This window comes from Streptomyces beihaiensis (genome assembly GCF_026274175.1).
Lineage (GTDB): Bacteria > Actinomycetota > Actinomycetes > Streptomycetales > Streptomycetaceae > Streptomyces > Streptomyces beihaiensis.
On sequence record NZ_JAPHNL010000311.1, the window covers coordinates 1 to 16,332 of the forward strand.

Genomic DNA, 16,332 nt, shown 5'->3' on the forward strand with positions numbered 1-16,332 from the left:
CGCACAGCCGCACAGCCGCACAGCCGCACAGCCGCACAGCCGCACAGCCGCACAGCCGCACAGCCGCACAGCCGCACAGCCGCACCAGCATCCTCCCCCCTCAGCCTCGCGCCCAGCCTCCCTTCCCCTCAGCCCCGAGCCCAGACTCCCCCCTCCTCTCCCCTCCCCTCAGCTCAGCCCCGCGCCCAGCCTCTCCCTCCCCTCAAGCCCCCGCGTCCCGGAACGTCGGCAGGGCGAAGACGCGTTGTTTCGCCTCGTCCGACATCAGCTCCACCAGCGGTAGCACCACGTCCCACAGGTCACGCTTGTCGACCTCACGGGCGAGCGCGTCCAGGTCGTCCTCCGGCAGGGCGCCCGCCGCCTCGGCGACCACGGCGCGCGACTCCGCGGGGAGCACCTCCACCAGAGGCAGGAACTCGCCCCACAGGCCCGTCGCCACGACGGCCCGTACGACGTCGGCGAGCAGGTCGTCGTCGCGCAGCGAGGGCAGCGCGGCCACGGTGCGGCGCCGCGCGTCGTCGAGGAGGGCGACCAGCGGGAGGAGGGACTCCCACAGGTCCTGTTCGGCCACGGTCGCCACCAGCGCTTCGAGGCCCTCGCGCGGCTGGTCCGCGGCCAGTTCCGCGATCCGCGTGCGCTGCTCGCCCGTGACCATCCCTGCGACGGCGAGCGCCTCCGGCCACAGCCTCTCGCCCGAGGCGGCGGCGATGACGGAGCCGAGCCGCTCCTCGCCCATCAGCGCGACGATGCGGCCCAGCTGTTCGGGCCGGTCGACGAGGAACCCGGTGCGCAGCACGGCCGCGTCGTCGACCTGCGGCAGGATGCGGGTGAGGGCGGAGTCGCGCAGGTAGCCCACGAAGCGGCCCATCGTGAGGTGGTCGCCCTGCTGGGCGAGGTCGACCGCGATGCGGACCACGAGGCCCTCGTCGAGCCGGTCGACGATGCCCGCGATGCGGCGCGGGTCGAGGTGGGCGCAGGCACGGGCCGTGAAGGCGACGGGCAGTTTCTCGATGATGTCGGCGGCCCGTGCCGGGTCGAGCCGTCCGGCGACGGCGGCGGCCAGGCGCGGCCCGAGGGCCTTCTGCGAGATGGCCGCCGCGATCCCGGCCGGGACGAGTTTCGTGGCGGCGGCGATCCGGTCCAGCATCTCCGGCGCGCCGTCGAAGAGCGCGGCGACGGCCTGTTCGCGGAAGCGGCGCACGTCGGCGGCGGGCAGCGCGGTCAGGAAGTCGAGGCGTTCGGGCTCGATCCCCAGCGCCTGCCCGGTCTTGAGGACTTCGGCGCGGTTCTGGAGCGTGTCGGTGACGGTGGTGGCAGTCGTCGCGGTCATGGTGGGCACCTCCTCAGCGGAACAGGATCCGGCGGACGGGACCACGGGCGAGCGCGGGCACCAGCTTCAGTGCTTCCTCGGCGGCCTCGCCGAGGCCCGAGGCCCTGCTGTCGCGCTCTCGGCGCAGCGCGTCGACGAGCACGGCCTGCTGATCTTCCGTCAACTCCTGGAAGGAGGGAGGGGGTTGACTGCCCAGTTCCGCACTGAGCCCGGCCGCCCCCGGCCCTGCTCCTGTCGCCTTGGTCACGGGACCTCCCCGGTAGAAACGACGGTTCGGCCCGAGACTGGCCCCGGTTTGACTTTTAGTCAATAGCGGGCGCGGTCTCCGGCACGACCTATGTCCCTCAGGCACCACGGACGGGCCCCGAACGCACCGCGACGCCCGCCCAGTCGTCCGGTCGGGGACAGTTCGGGCGAGCGTCGCGCTCAGTTCCGTACGCCGTTGTACGGGACGTTCAAGGGGTGATCGTCACAAGGACATCACGCGGCCGTCACACGGCGAGTGCGCGGTCCGTCGGACTGATCGGGGCCGGCAGGTCCGAGGCGCCGGTCAGGAAGCGGTCCACGCCGCGGGCGGCCGAGCGGCCCTCCGCGATGGCCCACACGATGAGCGACTGGCCGCGGCCGGCGTCACCGGCCACGAAGACGCCCGGCACGTTGGTCTGGAAGTCGGCGTCGCGGGCGATGTTGCCGCGGGCGTCGAGGTCCAGGCCGAACTGGGAGACCAGACCGTTGTCCTGGTCCGTCCCGGTGAAGCCCATCGCGAGGGTGACCAGCTGGGCCGGGATCTTCCGCTCGGTGCCGGGCTTCTGGTTGAGCTTGCCGTCGACGAACTCGACCTCGACGAGGTGCAGCCACTGGACGTTGCCGTCCTCGTCGCCCTCGAAGTGGGTGGTGGAGACGGAGTAGACCCGCTCGCCGCCCTCCTCGTGGGCCGAGGTGACCTTGTAGAGCATCGGGAAGGTCGGCCACGGCTGAGCGGCCGGGTCCCGCTCCTCGTTCGGGCGCGGCATGATCTCCAGCTGCGTCACCGAGGCGGCGCCCTGGCGGTGCGCGGTGCCCACGCAGTCGGCGCCGGTGTCGCCGCCGCCGATCACGACGACGTGCTTGCCCTCGGCGGTGATGGGCGGCTGCACGTAGTCGCCCTCCTGCACCTTGTTGGAGAGCGGCAGGTACTCCATGGCGAAGTGGATGCCGTTCAGCTCGCGGCCGGGCACCGGCAGGTCGCGGGAGATGGTGGCGCCCGCCGCGACGACGACCGCGTCGTAGCGCTTGCGCAGGCCCGCCGCGTCGATGTCGCGGCCGACCTCGACACCGGTGCGGAACTTGGTGCCCTCCGCGCGCATCTGCTCGATGCGGCGGTTGATGTGGCGCTTCTCCATCTTGAACTCGGGGATGCCGTAGCGGAGCAGACCGCCGATGCGGTCGGCGCGCTCGTACACCGCGACCGTGTGACCGGCCCGGGTCAGCTGCTGGGCGGCGGCGAGACCCGCCGGACCCGAGCCGATGACCGCGACGGTCTTGCCGGAGAGCCGCTCGGGCACCTGCGGGGCCACCTCACCGGTGTCCCACGCCTTGTCGATGATCGAGACCTCGACGTTCTTGATGGTGACGGGCTGCTGGTTGATGCCGAGGACACACGCCGACTCGCACGGAGCCGGGCACAGGCGGCCGGTGAACTCCGGGAAGTTGTTGGTGGCGTGCAGCCGCTCCGACGCGGCGCCCCAGTCGCCGCGGTACGCGTAGTCGTTCCACTCGGGGATCAGGTTCCCCAGCGGGCAGCCGTTGTGGCAGAACGGGATGCCGCAGTCCATGCAGCGGCTCGCCTGCTTGCTGATGATGGGCAGCAGGGAACCGGGAACGTAGACCTCGTTCCAGTCCTTGACACGCTCGCCGACGGGGCGCGTCCGGGCGACCTCGCGGCCGTGGTTGAGAAAGCCCTTGGGGTCAGCCATTGGTCGCCGCCTCCATCATCTTCTCGGTGATCTCGGTCTCGGAGAGACCGGCTCGCTCGGCGGCGTCCTTGGCGGCGAGCACTGCCTTGTACGTGCTGGGGATGATCTTGCTGAAGCGGTCCACGGACACGGACCACTCGGCGAGGAGCTTCTCGGCGACCGTGGAGCCGGTCTCCTCCTGGTGGCGGCGCACCACGTCGTGCAGCCACTGCTTGTCGGTCTCGTCCAGCGGCTCGACGGCCGACTGGTTGCCGACGTTGACGTTGTCGAGGTCCAGGTCGATGACGTACGCGATGCCGCCGGACATACCGGCCGCGAAGTTACGGCCCGTCTCGCCGAGGACCACCGCGTGGCCGCCGGTCATGTACTCGCAGCCGTGGTCGCCCACGCCCTCCGAGACGACCGTGGCGCCGGAGTTGCGCACGCAGAAGCGTTCGCCGGTGCGGCCGCGCAGGAACAGTTCGCCGCCCGTCGCGCCGTAGGCGATGGTGTTGCCGGCGATGGTCGAGTACTCGGCCAGGTGGTCGGCGCCGCGGTCCGGGCGGACGACGATCCGGCCGCCGGACAGGCCCTTGCCGACGTAGTCGTTGGCGTCGCCCTCCAGGCGCAGTGTGACACCGCGCGGCACGAACGCGCCGAACGACTGGCCCGCCGAGCCCGTGAAGGTGATGTCGATGGTGTCGTCGGGCAGGCCCGCGCCACCGAACTTCTTCGTCACCTCATGGCCGAGCATGGTGCCGACCGTGCGGTTGATGTTGCGGATGGCGACCTGGGCGCGCACCGGGTGGGCCTCGTTCTGGTCACCCGCGGCGAGAGCGTCGGCGGCGAGCTTGATCAGCTCGTTGTCGAGCGCCTTCTCCAGGCCGTGGTCCTGGCCGACGACCTGGTGGCGGACGGCGCCCTCGGGCAGGTCCGGCACGTGGAACAGCGGCTCCAGGTCCAGGCCCTGCGCCTTCCAGTGGTTGACGGCCCGCTCGGTGTCGAGGAGTTCGGCGTGGCCGACGGCCTCGTCGATGGAGCGGAAGCCGAGCTCGGCGAGGAGCTCGCGGACCTCTTCGGCGATGAACTCGAAGAAGTTGACGACGAACTCGGGCTTGCCGGAGAACCGCTCGCGCAGCGTCGGGTTCTGGGTGGCGATGCCGACCGGGCAGGTGTCCAGGTGGCAGACGCGCATCATGACGCAGCCGGAGACGACGAGCGGCGCGGTCGCGAAACCGAACTCCTCGGCGCCGAGCAGCGCGGCGATGACCACGTCACGGCCGGTCTTGAGCTGGCCGTCCGTCTGGACCACGATCCGGTCGCGCAGGCCGTTGAGCAGCAGCGTCTGCTGGGTCTCGGCGAGGCCGAGCTCCCAGGGGCCGCCCGCGTGCTTGAGCGAGGTGAGCGGGGAGGCGCCCGTGCCGCCGTCGTGGCCGGAGATGAGCACGACGTCCGCGTGGGCCTTGGACACACCGGCCGCGACCGTGCCGACACCGACCTCGGAGACCAGCTTCACGTGGATACGCGCCGCCGGGTTGGCGTTCTTGAGGTCGTGGATCAGCTGGGCCAGGTCCTCGATCGAGTAGATGTCGTGGTGCGGCGGCGGGGAGATGAGCCCCACGCCCGGCGTCGAGTGCCGGGTCTTGGCCACCCACGGGTAGACCTTGTGGCCGGGCAGCTGGCCGCCCTCACCGGGCTTGGCGCCCTGGGCCATCTTGATCTGGATGTCGTCGGAGTTGACCAGGTACTCGGAGGTCACACCGAAGCGGCCGGAGGCGACCTGCTTGATCGACGAACGGCGCGCCGGGTCGTACAGGCGGTCCGGGTCCTCGCCGCCCTCACCGGTGTTGGACTTGCCGCCCAGCTGGTTCATGGCGATGGCGAGGGTCTCGTGGGCCTCGCGCGAGATGGAGCCGTACGACATGGCACCGGTCGAGAACCGCTTGACGATCTCGCTGACCGGCTCGACCTCGTCGATCGAGATGGGCTCTCGGTCGCCGGCCTTGAAGCCGAACAGGCCGCGCAGCGTCATGAGCCGCTCGGACTGCTCGTTCACGCGGTCCGTGTACTTCTTGAAGATGTCGTAGCGGCGCGAGCGCGTGGCGTGCTGGAGGCGGAAGACCGTCTCCGGGTCGAACAGGTGCGGCTCGCCCTCGCGGCGCCACTGGTACTCGCCGCCGATGTCGAGCGCGCGGTGCGCGGGCGCGATACCGCTGGCCGGGTACGCCTTGGCATGGCGGGCGGCGACCTCACCGGCGATGACGTCGAGACCGGCGCCGCCGATCTTGGTGGTGGTGCCGTTGAAGTACTTGTCGACGAACGCCTGGTCGAGGCCGACGGCCTCGAAGACCTGGGCGCCGCGGTAGGAGGCGACGGTCGAGATGCCCATCTTGGACATGACCTTCAGCACGCCCTTGCCGAGGGCGTAGATCAGGTTGCGGATGGCCTGCTCGGCCCCGCCGTCCTCGTCGGCCGTCAGGAACGTGCCGGCGCGGACCAGGTCCTCGACCGACTCCATGGCGAGGTACGGGTTGACGGCCGCGGCGCCGAAGCCGATGAGCAGCGCCACGTGGTGGACCTCGCGCACGTCACCGGCCTCGACGAGCAGCCCCACCTGGGTGCGCTGCTTCGTACGGATGAGGTGGTGGTGGACGGCCGAGGTGAGCAGCAGCGACGGGATCGGCGCGTGCTCGGCGTCCGAGTGCCGGTCGGAGAGGACGATCAGGCGGGCACCGGCCTCGATGGCGGCGTCGGCCTCCGTGCAGATCTCCTCGATACGGGCGGCGAGGGCGTCGCCGCCGCCGGAGACCCGGTACAGGCCGGACAGGGTCGCGGCCTTCATTCCGGGCATGTCGCCGTCGGCGTTGATGTGGATGAGCTTGGCCAGCTCGTCGTTGTCGATCACCGGGAACGGCAGGGTGACGCTGCGGCAGGAGGCCGCCGTGGGCTCCAGCAGGTTGCCCTGGGGGCCGAGCGAGGAGCGCAGCGAGGTGACGAGTTCCTCGCGGATCGCGTCCAGCGGCGGGTTGGTGACCTGCGCGAACAGCTGGGTGAAGTAGTCGAAGAGCAGCCGGGGGCGCTCGGACAGCGCCGCGATCGGGGTGTCCGTGCCCATGGAGCCGATCGGCTCGGCGGCGGCCTTGGCCATCGGCGCGAGGATGACGCGCAGCTCTTCCTCGGTGTAGCCGAAGGTCTGCTGGCGGCGGGTGACGGAGGCGTGCGTGTGCACGATGTGCTCGCGCTCGGGCAGGTCGGAGAGCTCGATCTCGCCCGCCTCCAGCCACTCCGCGTACGGCTGCTCGGCGGCGAGGGACGCCTTGATCTCGTCGTCCTCGATGATGCGGTGCTCGGCGGTGTCGACGAGGAACATGCGGCCGGGCTGCAGGCGGCCCTTGCGGACGACCTTGGCCGGGTCGATGTCGAGGACACCGACCTCGGAGCCGAGGACGACGAGGCCGTCGTCGGTGACCCAGTAGCGGCCGGGGCGCAGACCGTTGCGGTCGAGGACCGCGCCGACCTGGGTGCCGTCGGTGAAGGTGACGCAGGCCGGGCCGTCCCAGGGCTCCATCAGCGTGGAGTGGAACTGGTAGAAGGCGCGCCGGTCCTGGTCCATGGAGGCGTGGTTCTCCCATGCCTCCGGGATCATCATCAGGACGCTGTGCGGCAGCGAACGGCCGCCGAGGTGCAGCAGCTCAAGGACCTCGTCGAAGGAGGCGGAGTCGGAGGCGTCGGGGGTGCAGATCGGGAAGATCCGCGCGAGGTTCTCGTCGCTGCCGAACAGGTCGGAGGCGAGCTGCGACTCGCGGGCGCGCATCCAGTTGCGGTTGCCCTTGACGGTGTTGATCTCACCGTTGTGGGCGACGAACCGGTACGGGTGCGCCAGCGGCCACGACGGGAACGTGTTGGTGGAGAAGCGCGAGTGGACGAGAGCGATCGCCGAGGCGAAGCGGCGGTCGGACAGGTCCGGGAAGAAGGGCTCGAGCTGGCCGGTGGTCAGCATGCCCTTGTAGACGATGGTGCGGGCCGACAGGGACGGGAAGTACACCCCGGCCTCGCGCTCGGCGCGCTTGCGCAGCACGAACGCCTTGCGGTCCAGGGCGATGCCCTCGGCGGAGCTGGGGGCGCGGTCCGCGACGAAGAGCTGCCGGAAGGCGGGCATCGTCGAGCGGGCGGTGGCGCCGAGCAGCTGGGGCGCGACGGGGACCTCGCGCCAGCCGAGGACGGTCAGGCCCTCCTCGGCGGCGATCGTCTCGATCTGCGAGACGGCGTTCTCGGTGTCCCCCGCGCCCCGATCGGGCAGGAAGGCGATACCGACGGCGTACGCTCCGGCCCCGGGCAGGTCGAAGTCGACCGCCTCGCGCAGGAAGGCGTCCGGAACCTGGGACAGGATGCCCGCGCCGTCGCCGGAGTCCGGCTCGGAGCCGGTGGCACCGCGGTGTTCCAGGTTGCGCAGAACGGTGAGCGCCTGCTCGACCAGCGTGTGGCTCGCCTCGCCGGTGAGGGTGGCCACGAAGCCGACGCCGCAGGCGTCGTGCTCGTTGCGCGGGTCGTACATGCCCTGGGCGGCAGGGCGAGCATCCGGCAGCGCCCATCCCTGGGCGCTGTTGGAGTGCTGGGACGGCTGGCGCGGCGTACGCATCGGCTCTCCCGTCGTCGTCGTGGCATTCGTGACTGCCGAGGGACGACATTGGCCCTCTGCGAGGTACTGCTGGGCACGGAGAAGTGCGTGCTGATGCAAAATTTCGAGCAGGTTACACGATGGACTGTTTCCCGAGAAGTGGAAAGCTCGTTCCAACATGCGGACGCCGCGGGTGGCGGCGGGAGGAGGTCTTGCGGGCAGATCGATGACCGGAGACCTGGCGCACCGGGGCTTCGTTGCTCACAGCGCTTACGGCTCATGCCCCGTGGTCAAGCAGCTGAAACCGTCCAGTAACAACTACTTATGCAAGGCCCTGTATAGCCATCTTCGTGTGCTGCCATCTTCCGGTGGCGGCGGGGGGCCGTCAACCTATTGCGGTTCCGAAGAGAGTGCCCAGGAGATACGTCACACCGGCGGCGGCTCCGCCGAGCGCCAACTGTCGCAGCCCGCTGAACCACCATGTACGCGCCGTCACCTTGGCGACGACCGCGCCGCAGGCGAAAAGCCCCAGCAGTGCGAGCAGCACGGCGGGCCACAGCGCGCTCGCCCCCAGCAGATACGGCAGTACGGGGATCAGGGCGCCCAGCGCGAACGACCCGAAAGAGGAGACCGCGGCGACCGTCGGCGAGGGCAGGTCGTACGGGTCGATGCCCAGTTCCTCGCGGGCGTGGATCTCCAGGGCCTGCTCGGGGTCGCGGGAGAGCTGCCGGGCCACCTCGCGGGCGAGGTCGGCGTCGACACCCCGGGAGACGTACAGCTCGGCGAGCTCCCGCTCCTCGTCGGCGGGGTGCTTGCGCAGCTCGCGGCGCTCGACGTCGAGCTCGGCCTCGACCAGCTCGCGCTGGGAGGCGACGGAGGTGTACTCGCCGGCGGCCATGGAGAAGGCTCCGGCCGCCAGGCCCGAGAGGCCGGTGATGATGATCGTCTGCTGCGAGACGGCGCCGCCCGCGACACCGGCCATCAGCGCGAAGTTCGAGACGAGACCGTCCATGGCGCCGAACACCGCAGGGCGCAGCCAGCCGCCGTTGACGTCGCGGTGGGTGTGGTTGTCCCGGTGCGCGTCGTGCAGCGTCGCCTCGGTGTCGATGATGGCCATGGTGGTGAACCCCGCTCCCCTGTGTCGCTTACGGGAACCGAAAGTACGCACGAAAATCGGCCTCCGCTAGCAAGGAAGGCCGTACTAACCTGCGGTTTTGCGCCCTGCGCAACACTGTGGGCGGGCGCTGACCTGGATCTTCCCGAAGAGACCCGCGCGCCGCGCGTGAGGTAGGTCACACCGGCATGGCGAGGGCGCCGAACCGTGTGGTTCGGCGCCCTCGTGGCGTCGTGCGGGGCCGCCGGGCCCGGCGGCCGGGCCTCAGGTCCGTTCGGTCGGCGAGCCGCTCTTGGCGTCGACGGTCTTCTTCCCGCTGCCGGTGGAGTCTTCGGCCTCGTCGGCGGTGTCCACGCCCGCGGCCTCGGCCTCCGCCGTGCCCGCGTCCTCGCGACCCGTCGCGTCTTCGGCGGCGGCGCCGTCCTCGCTCTCCTCGGCCGCACCCGGCTCGACGGTCTCCTCGCGGCCCGGACGCATCCGCGCCGACAGGACGATGTACAGCACGGCGAGCAGGAAGACGATCAGCGCCGTCCAGTCGTTGAGCCGAAGGCCCAGGATGTGGTGGGCGTAGTCGACCCGCATGTGCTCGATCCAGGCTCGGCCCACGCAGTACGCGGCCACGTACAGCGCGAAGGCCCGCCCGTGCCCGAGCCGGAACTTGCGGTCCGCCCAGATCACCAGGAACGCGACACCGACGCACCACAGCGACTCGTACAGGAACGTCGGGTGGTACAGGCCCGGCACCCGGCCGTTCGTGTCCGAGGTGATCTTCAGCGCCCAGGGCAGATGGGTGGGACCGCCGTACAGCTCCTGGTTGAACCAGTTGCCCCAGCGGCCGCAGGCCTGCGCGAGGGCGATGCCGGGCGCGATCGCGTCGGCGTACGCCGGAAGCGCGATGCCGCGCCTGCGGCAGCCGATCCACGCGCCGACCGCGCCGAGCGCGATGGCGCCCCAGATGCCGAGGCCGCCGTCCCAGACCTTGAAGGCGTTGACCCAGTCACGGCCCTGGACGAAGTACAGCTCGTAGTCCGTGATCACGTGGTACAGACGGCCGCCGACCAGGCCGAACGGCACGGCCCAGACCGCGATGTCGGCCACCGTGCCGGCCCGTCCGCCGCGGGCGATCCAGCGCTTGTTGCCGAGCCACACGGCCACGAAGACGCCGATGATGATGCAGAACGCGTAGCCGCGCAGCGGAATGGGTCCGAGGTAGACCACTCCGCGCGAGGGGCTGGGGATGTAGGCAAGTTCCATGGCAAGGTCGACGCTACCGTGCCGGGCCGCGCCTGCGTCGGGCAGCCCGGCTACGGCTGCGTCACAACTTAAGGGTCCACCCGTCCGCCGCCTGCCGTCGAGGTCACTTGTTGGCGTCCTCGACGGTCTTCTTCAGCTTGGCCGGGGTCATGGTGGTGTCCTGCATGAGGTTCTTGCCGTCGAGCAGCACCGTCGGCGTGGAGCTGTAGCCCGCCTTCTGGAAGGCGGCGTGGGACTTGTCGACCCAGCCGTCGTGCGTGCCGTTGTCGACGCACGCCTTGAAGGAGTCGGTGACGAGCCCGGGGACCTTGCGGGCCAGCTCGATCAGCTTCGCGTTGTTCGCGTACGCGTCATCGGTCTCCTCGGGCTGGTTCTCGTACAGCACGTCGTGGTACGCGGTGAACTTGCCCGCGTCCTGCGCGCACGCCGCCGCGTTGCCCGCGTGCAGGGAGCCGCTGCCGCGCAGATTGCCGTCGATGAGCCGGACCGAGTGGTACTCGACCTTCAGCTGGCCCGCGCCGGTCAGCTCGTGGATCGTCGAGCGGTACGCGTCCTCGAATGCCTTGCACGCGGGGCAGCGGAAGTCCTCCCAGACGACGAGCTTCGACTTGGCGCTGTCCTTGCCCACCGGGATCGCCGTGTCGCCCTGCCCGGTGGCTCCGCTGGGCGCCACCACGGGGCCCGAGGCGTCGCTGGAGCTCTTGGAGCCGCCCGAATTCGCGGCGAGTACGCCGATCACGGCGGCCAGGCCGAGCACGCACACGACGGCCGCCGCCACGATCAACGTACGACGCCGCTTCTCCGCGGCCTTCTGCTTCTCGCGCTCTACGGCCAGCCGCTCGCGGGCCGTGCGCTTTCCCTCTCGGTTCTTCTCGCTCACAACCGCGCCAACGAACGGGGGAGCCACCGGCGTGCCTCCCCCGTCCGACTTCCACCCGTACGGGTGATCTCGTGCTAGTGCCGCATCAGGCAACGTTTGCCCTGTTGTGATGTGACGCGCCGCTCGGGTTCCGTTCCGTTCGGCGTGTTGCCGTCAGGCTGTGCGGGTGGCAGAACGAGTACGTGTCCGTGAGATCGACGATGACGAAGGCAGGCGGCTTCTGCGAATCATTCGCAGGGGCACCGGATCGGTGGTGACCTGGCGGCGGGCCCAGATGGTCCTGTTGTCCGCGCAGGGCATGCCGGTGGCGAAAATCGCCGAGGTGTCGTTCACGAGCGATGACCGGGTCCGCGATGTGATTCACAACTTCAACACCGACGGCTTCGACTCCCTCTATCCCAAGTACAAGGGCGGCCGGCCGAAGACCTTCACTCTGCCCGAGCGGCGCGAGATCAAGAAGATCGCCAAGTCCAAGCCCACTGAGCACGACCTGCCGTTTTCCACCTGGAGCCTGACCAAGCTGGCGGACTTCCTGGTCGCCGAGGGGGTGGTCGACGACATCAGCCACGAGGGCCTGCGCATCCTGCTCCGAGAGGAAGGCGTCTCCTTTCAACGCATAAAGACCTGGAAAACCTCCCGCGACCCCGACTACGCGGCCAAGAAGGCCCGGGTCGAGCACCTCTATGCGATCGCCGACGGTGAGGTGATACCCGAGGACGACGAGCCCGAAGTGGTCTTCTGTGTGGACGAGTTCGGCCCGCTCAACCTGATGCCCCACCCCGGTCGGCAGTGGGCCGAGCGCGGCGGCAAGCACAAGGACCCCGACCGCGCCCCCCGCCGCAGGCGCCGGGCCACCTACAACCGCTACGGCGGAGTACGGCACCTGTTCGCAGCCCTGGACCTGACCAAAGACAAGCTCTACGGCCACATCAAGCCGGTAAAGAGGCGGACACAGTTCCTGGAGTTCTGCCGCTACCTGCGCAGCCTCTACCCGCCCGAGACCCGCATCGCGATCGTCTGCGACAACTTCTCCCCGCACCTGACCACGAAGAAGTGTCACCGGGTCGGCACCTGGGCAGCCGCGAACAACGTCGAGATCGCCTACACCCCGACCAACAGCTCCTGGCTCAACCGCATCGAGGCCCAGTTCACCGCCCTGCGCTACTTCACCCTCGACGGCACCGACCACGCCACCCACAAGGATCAGGGCAGCATGATCCGCCGCTACATGATCTGGCGGAACAAGCACGCCGCTGACGAACGACTCCGCAAGGTCGTGGCTCGGGCGAACATCGCATAGCAGCCGGCCACCCGCTCTCCGGACGGAGACGTATCAGCCTGCCGAGGGCGGGTCTTGCTCTTTGCTCAGCAAGGTCCCGCGCGGCCCGAAGCCAGCCGAAGAGTAGAAGCGAACGGCTTCCTTGTTCGGCGCGAAGATGCCGGCATAGATGATCAAGACACCGCGCTCCGCGGCGGCCTTCTCCGCCGCCATCAGCAAGGCCGCCCCGACGCCCTCGCCGCGATGCCCGTCCAAGACGACGGTGTGGATCTCGGCCGCGCGGCGGGGAGCCAGGATCTGATGGTCCGGGGGATCCGTCAGCAGGACTACTTCCACCATGCCCACTACCTCGCCCACCACCTCGGCAACCAAGATCAGCACTTTGGGCTCGGCCGCAAGCACCTCCTCGAAATGCCTGCGCACGGCCTCGACGTCGGGCACGCGGTAGATGGCCGGATCGAGTTGGACATGCCTTTCAGCATTCGCGAGACGCAGGCGAACAAGCGCGGGCACGTCCTCCCGCTCTGCAGCCCTGACCAAGATCGGCATGAATGGGAGCCTTCCAGCTCGCCCACCCCACCGCAAGGCGCACGGGGCAACTCAAGACGGGGCGAACGTTGCCTGATGCGGCACTAGACGTCGCCTCGTACACCCGCGGCGAGCTCCGCCGCGAGGGCGCGGACGGCGGCGGCGCCGGCCGACGGGTCGGCAGGGCCGGCAGGGCCGGCAGGGCCGTCGGTGCCACCGGCATCGAGCATCCGCTTCACGAACGCGGAGCCGACGATGACGCCGTCGGCGAAGGAGGCGACCTCCTTGGCCTGCCGGGCGTCGGAGACGCCGAGGCCCACGCAGACCGGCAGGTCGGTGGTGGCCCTGGTGCGGCGCACGAGGTCCTCGGCCTGGTGGCCGACGGACTCGCGGGTGCCGGTGACACCCATGAGGGACGCCGCGTAGACGAAACCGGAGCCTGCCGCCGTGATCGTGGTCAGGCGCTCGTCCTTGCTGCTGGGCGCCACGACGAAGACCGTCGCCAGGTCGTGCTTGGCGGCGTGCTCGCGCCACGTCGCCGACTCCTGCACCGGCAGGTCGGGCAGGATGCAGCCCGCGCCGCCCGCCTCGGCCAGTTCGGCGGTGAACCGCTCGACGCCGTAGCGGTCGACGGGGTTCCAGTACGTCATGACGAGCACCGGCTTCCCGGTGGCCTCGTACGCCTCGCGCACCGTGCGCATGACGTCCTTGATCCGTACGCCGCCACGCAGCGCGATGTCGTCGGCGGTCTGGATGACCGGACCGTCCAGGACGGGGTCGCTGTGCGGCAGGCCGACCTCGACGACGTCGGCGCCGCCGTCGAAGGCCGCCTTGACCGCCTCGATACCGCCGTCGACGGTCGGGAAACCGGCGGGCAGGTAGGCGATGAGGGCGGCGCGACCCTCGGCCTTCGCCTCCGCGAGGGTGCGCTCCAGCAGGTGGATGGTGCCGCTCACTTGGCGTCCCCCTCGATCTCTGCGGTGTCGGCCGCGTCCGCGGCGACCTCGCCGTCGGTACCGGTGTCGTACAGGCCGAAGTAGCGGGCCGCCGTGTCCATGTCCTTGTCGCCGCGCCCGGAGAGGTTGACGACGATCAGCCCGTCCTTGCCGAGCTCCTTGCCGACCTCGATGGCGCCCGCGAGGGCGTGCGCGGACTCGATGGCCGGGATGATGCCCTCGGTGCGCGAGAGCAGGCGCAGCGCCTGCATCGCCGCGTCGTCGGTGACGGCGCGGTACTCGCCGCGGCCGCTGTCCTTGAGGTAGGCGTGCTCGGGGCCGATGCCCGGGTAGTCGAGTCCTGCCGAGATCGAGTACGGCTCGGTGATCTGGCCCTCGTCGTCCTGGAGGACGTAGGAGCGCGAGCCGTGCAGGATGCCCGGTTCGCCGGCCGTCAGGGTCGCCGCGTGCTCCCCGGTCTCCACGCCGTGCCCGGCCGGTTCGCAGCCGACCAGGCGGACCCCGGCGTCCGGGATGAACGCGTGGAACAGGCCGATGGCGTTGGAGCCGCCGCCGACGCAGGCGACCGCGGCGTCCGGCAGCCGCCCGGCGCGCTCCAGGATCTGGCGGCGGGCCTCGACGCCGATGACCCGGTGGAAGTCGCGGACCATCGCGGGGAACGGGTGGGGTCCGGCGACCGTGCCGAACAGGTAGTGCGTGTGGTCGACGTTGGCGACCCAGTCGCGGAACGCCTCGTTGATGGCGTCCTTGAGGGTGCGGCTGCCGGACTTCACGGCGACGACCTCGGCGCCGAGCATGCGCATCCGGGCCACGTTCAGGGCCTGGCGCCGCGTGTCGATCTCGCCCATGTAGATGGTGCAGTCGAGGCCGAAGAGCGCGCACGCGGTGGCGGTGGCGACGCCGTGCTGGCCCGCGCCGGTCTCGGCGATGACGCGGGTCTTGCCCATGCGCCTGGTGAGCAGGGCCTGGCCGAGCACGTTGTTGATCTTGTGCGAGCCGGTGTGGTTCAGGTCCTCCCGCTTGAGGAAGACGCGGGCGCCCGCGGCGTGTTCGGCGAACCGGGGCACCTCGGTGAGGGCGGAGGGGCGGCCGGTGTAGTGGACCAGGAGGTCGTCGAGCTCGCGGGCGAAGGCCGGGTCGTGCTTGGCCTTCTCGTACTCGACCGCCACCTCGTCGACCGCGGCGACGAGGGCTTCCGGGATGAACTTTCCGCCGAACGGGCCGAAGTAGCCTTCGGGGTTCGGGGTCCGCCCTTCCGGATCGGGGATGAAGAAGTCGCTGGACATGCGTGTACCTCACGGTGAGTCTGTGGTGTGGTGACTGATCGCCGTGGGGGCTCGGGGTGGTCGCTCTGTCTCGGGCCGTCGGTGGTTGGTCGCGCCCGCGCGGCGGAGCCGCATATCGAGCAGAGTCCCGCGCCCCTTACGGGGCGCACCGCCATCGCATGCCCTTCACCTGGCCCGGTTCCGCGCCGATGTGGTAGCGGACCCGCCTGCCCAGGACGCGGCGCGCCGGGGCCCGGCAGCCGCGATGCCAGGGGGGCGGCGCGCAGCGCCTGGTCTGAGGGCGGTGGCGGGCGGCGACGGGCATGACGGGGTCAGGCCCTTCCGTGGCGCAGGGCCGGGTGGGCGCCCGCCGCGACGAGGTCGGCGACGGCCGCCCTGGGGTCGCGGCCCGTCACCAGGGACTCGCCCACGAGGACGGCGTCCGCACCCGCGTTGGCGTACGCGATCAGGTCGTGCGGGCCGCGCACGCCCGACTCGGCGACCTTCACGATGCCCGCCGGGATGTCGGGGGCGACGCGCTCGAAGGTGCCGCGGTCGACGGTGAGGTCCTTGAGGTTGCGGGTGTTGATACCGATGACCTTGGCCCCGGCGTCGACGGCGCGGTCGACCTCGTCCTCGTCGTGCGCCTCCACGAGCGGGGTGAGGCCGATGGACTCGGCGCGCTCGATGAGGGACTCCAGGGCGGGCTGCTCCAGGGCCGCCACGATCAGCAGGGCGAGGTCGGCGCCGTACGCGCGCGCCTCCCACAGCTGGTACGACGTGACGATGAAGTCCTTGCGCAGGATCGGGACGTCGACCTTGGCGCGGACCGCCTCCAGATCGGCGAGCGATCCACCGAAGCGGCGCTGCTCGGTGAGGACGGAGATCACGGCGGCGCCGCCCGCCTCGTAGTCGGCGGCGAGGGCGGCGGGGTCGGCGATCGCGGCGAGGGCGCCCTTGGAGGGGCTGGAACGCTTGACCTCGCAGATGACCTTGACACCGTCTCCGCGCAGGGCGGCGATGCCGTCCTTGGCGGCCGGGGCCTTCGCCGCGCGCTCCTTGAGCTCGTCGAGGCTGACGCGCGCCTGCCGCTCGGCAAGGTCGGCGCGGACTCCGTCGATGATCTCGTCGAGCACACTCACGCGAGCGGCCCCCTTTCCTGGGCGGTCCTTAC

13 protein-coding genes are annotated in these 16,332 nt (G+C 70.5%); 1 reads left to right on the plus strand and 12 read right to left on the minus strand.

From position 1 onward, the window contains the following. Positions 1–202: 202 nt before the first annotated feature. The 7 genes from OFY01_RS27565 to OFY01_RS27595 all read right to left on the minus strand — a co-directional run bounded on the left by OFY01_RS27565 (position 203) and on the right by OFY01_RS27595 (position 11,130). Positions 203–1,330, minus strand: coding sequence for a hypothetical protein (locus OFY01_RS27565; RefSeq protein WP_266604398.1), 1,128 nt, complete (start codon positions 1,328–1,330; stop codon positions 203–205). Positions 1,331–1,343: 13 nt separating this feature from the next. Then, positions 1,344–1,577 (minus strand): hypothetical protein, encoded by a 234-nt coding sequence (locus OFY01_RS27570; protein ID WP_266604400.1) that lies wholly within the window; start codon positions 1,575–1,577, stop codon positions 1,344–1,346. Between the two features lie 244 nt (positions 1,578–1,821). After that, the gene (locus tag OFY01_RS27575; protein ID WP_266604402.1) at positions 1,822–3,285 is read right to left on the minus strand and encodes a glutamate synthase subunit beta; all 1,464 of its coding nucleotides are present in this window, start codon (positions 3,283–3,285) and stop codon (positions 1,822–1,824) included. Continuing rightward, positions 3,278–7,903 (minus strand): glutamate synthase large subunit, encoded by a 4,626-nt coding sequence (gltB, locus tag OFY01_RS27580; protein ID WP_266604404.1) that lies wholly within the window; start codon positions 7,901–7,903, stop codon positions 3,278–3,280. The genes OFY01_RS27575 and gltB overlap by 8 nt, the downstream gene beginning before the upstream one ends. A 364-nt stretch (positions 7,904–8,267) precedes the next feature. Further along, positions 8,268–8,999 (minus strand): VIT1/CCC1 transporter family protein, encoded by a 732-nt coding sequence (locus OFY01_RS27585; protein ID WP_266604406.1) that lies wholly within the window; start codon positions 8,997–8,999, stop codon positions 8,268–8,270. A 261-nt stretch (positions 9,000–9,260) separates the two neighbouring features. Continuing rightward, entirely contained in the window at positions 9,261–10,250 is a 990-nt protein-coding gene (lgt, locus tag OFY01_RS27590) for a prolipoprotein diacylglyceryl transferase (protein WP_266604408.1), read from the minus strand. A gap of 103 nt (positions 10,251–10,353) precedes the next feature. Continuing rightward, positions 10,354–11,130 (minus strand): DsbA family protein, encoded by a 777-nt coding sequence (locus OFY01_RS27595; protein WP_266604410.1) that lies wholly within the window; start codon positions 11,128–11,130, stop codon positions 10,354–10,356. A 166-nt stretch (positions 11,131–11,296) separates the two neighbouring features. Here OFY01_RS27595 and OFY01_RS27600 point away from each other — a divergent pair, with 166 nt between their 5' ends. After that, positions 11,297–12,430, plus strand: coding sequence for an IS630 family transposase (locus tag OFY01_RS27600; protein WP_323135571.1), 1,134 nt, complete (start codon positions 11,297–11,299; stop codon positions 12,428–12,430). Between the two features lie 33 nt (positions 12,431–12,463). On the opposite strand, the gene OFY01_RS27605 is transcribed toward OFY01_RS27600, so the two are convergent. From OFY01_RS27605 to trpC, 5 genes are all read right to left on the minus strand, one after another. Continuing rightward, positions 12,464–12,958: a GNAT family N-acetyltransferase gene (locus tag OFY01_RS27605; protein WP_266604414.1), complete on the minus strand. Its 495-nt coding sequence runs from the start codon at positions 12,956–12,958 to the stop codon at positions 12,464–12,466. An 83-nt stretch (positions 12,959–13,041) separates the two neighbouring features. Beyond that, entirely contained in the window at positions 13,042–13,893 is an 852-nt protein-coding gene (gene trpA / locus OFY01_RS27610; protein WP_266604416.1) for a tryptophan synthase subunit alpha, read from the minus strand. Then, a complete protein-coding gene (gene trpB / locus OFY01_RS27615; RefSeq protein WP_266604418.1) occupies positions 13,890–15,179 on the minus strand; it encodes a tryptophan synthase subunit beta in 1,290 nt (429 codons plus the stop codon). The genes trpA and trpB overlap by 4 nt, the downstream gene beginning before the upstream one ends. Positions 15,180–15,315: 136 nt before the next feature. Further along, positions 15,316–15,483, minus strand: coding sequence for a tryptophan biosynthesis modulator TrpM (trpM, locus tag OFY01_RS32700; RefSeq protein WP_407700436.1), 168 nt, complete (start codon positions 15,481–15,483; stop codon positions 15,316–15,318). Between the two features lie 7 nt (positions 15,484–15,490). Then, on the minus strand, positions 15,491–16,300 hold the full coding sequence (gene trpC / locus OFY01_RS27620; protein WP_266604420.1) for an indole-3-glycerol phosphate synthase TrpC: 810 nt from the start codon (positions 16,298–16,300) through the stop codon (positions 15,491–15,493). Positions 16,301–16,332: the final 32 nt, after the last annotated feature.

Coding starts and splice junctions, on each gene's coding strand:
- OFY01_RS27565 (WP_266604398.1), bottom strand. CDS start 1,330: ATGACCGCGACGACTGCCACCACCGTCACCGACACGCTCCAGAACCGC.
- OFY01_RS27575 (WP_266604402.1), bottom strand. CDS start 3,285: ATGGCTGACCCCAAGGGCTTTCTCAACCACGGCCGCGAGGTCGCCCGG.
- gltB (WP_266604404.1), bottom strand. CDS start 7,903: ATGCGTACGCCGCGCCAGCCGTCCCAGCACTCCAACAGCGCCCAGGGA.
- OFY01_RS27585 (WP_266604406.1), bottom strand. CDS start 8,999: ATGGCCATCATCGACACCGAGGCGACGCTGCACGACGCGCACCGGGAC.
- lgt (WP_266604408.1), bottom strand. CDS start 10,250: ATGGAACTTGCCTACATCCCCAGCCCCTCGCGCGGAGTGGTCTACCTC.
- OFY01_RS27605 (WP_266604414.1), bottom strand. CDS start 12,958: ATGCCGATCTTGGTCAGGGCTGCAGAGCGGGAGGACGTGCCCGCGCTT.
- trpB (WP_266604418.1), bottom strand. CDS start 15,179: ATGTCCAGCGACTTCTTCATCCCCGATCCGGAAGGGCGGACCCCGAAC.
- trpM (WP_407700436.1), bottom strand. CDS start 15,483: ATGCCCGTCGCCGCCCGCCACCGCCCTCAGACCAGGCGCTGCGCGCCG.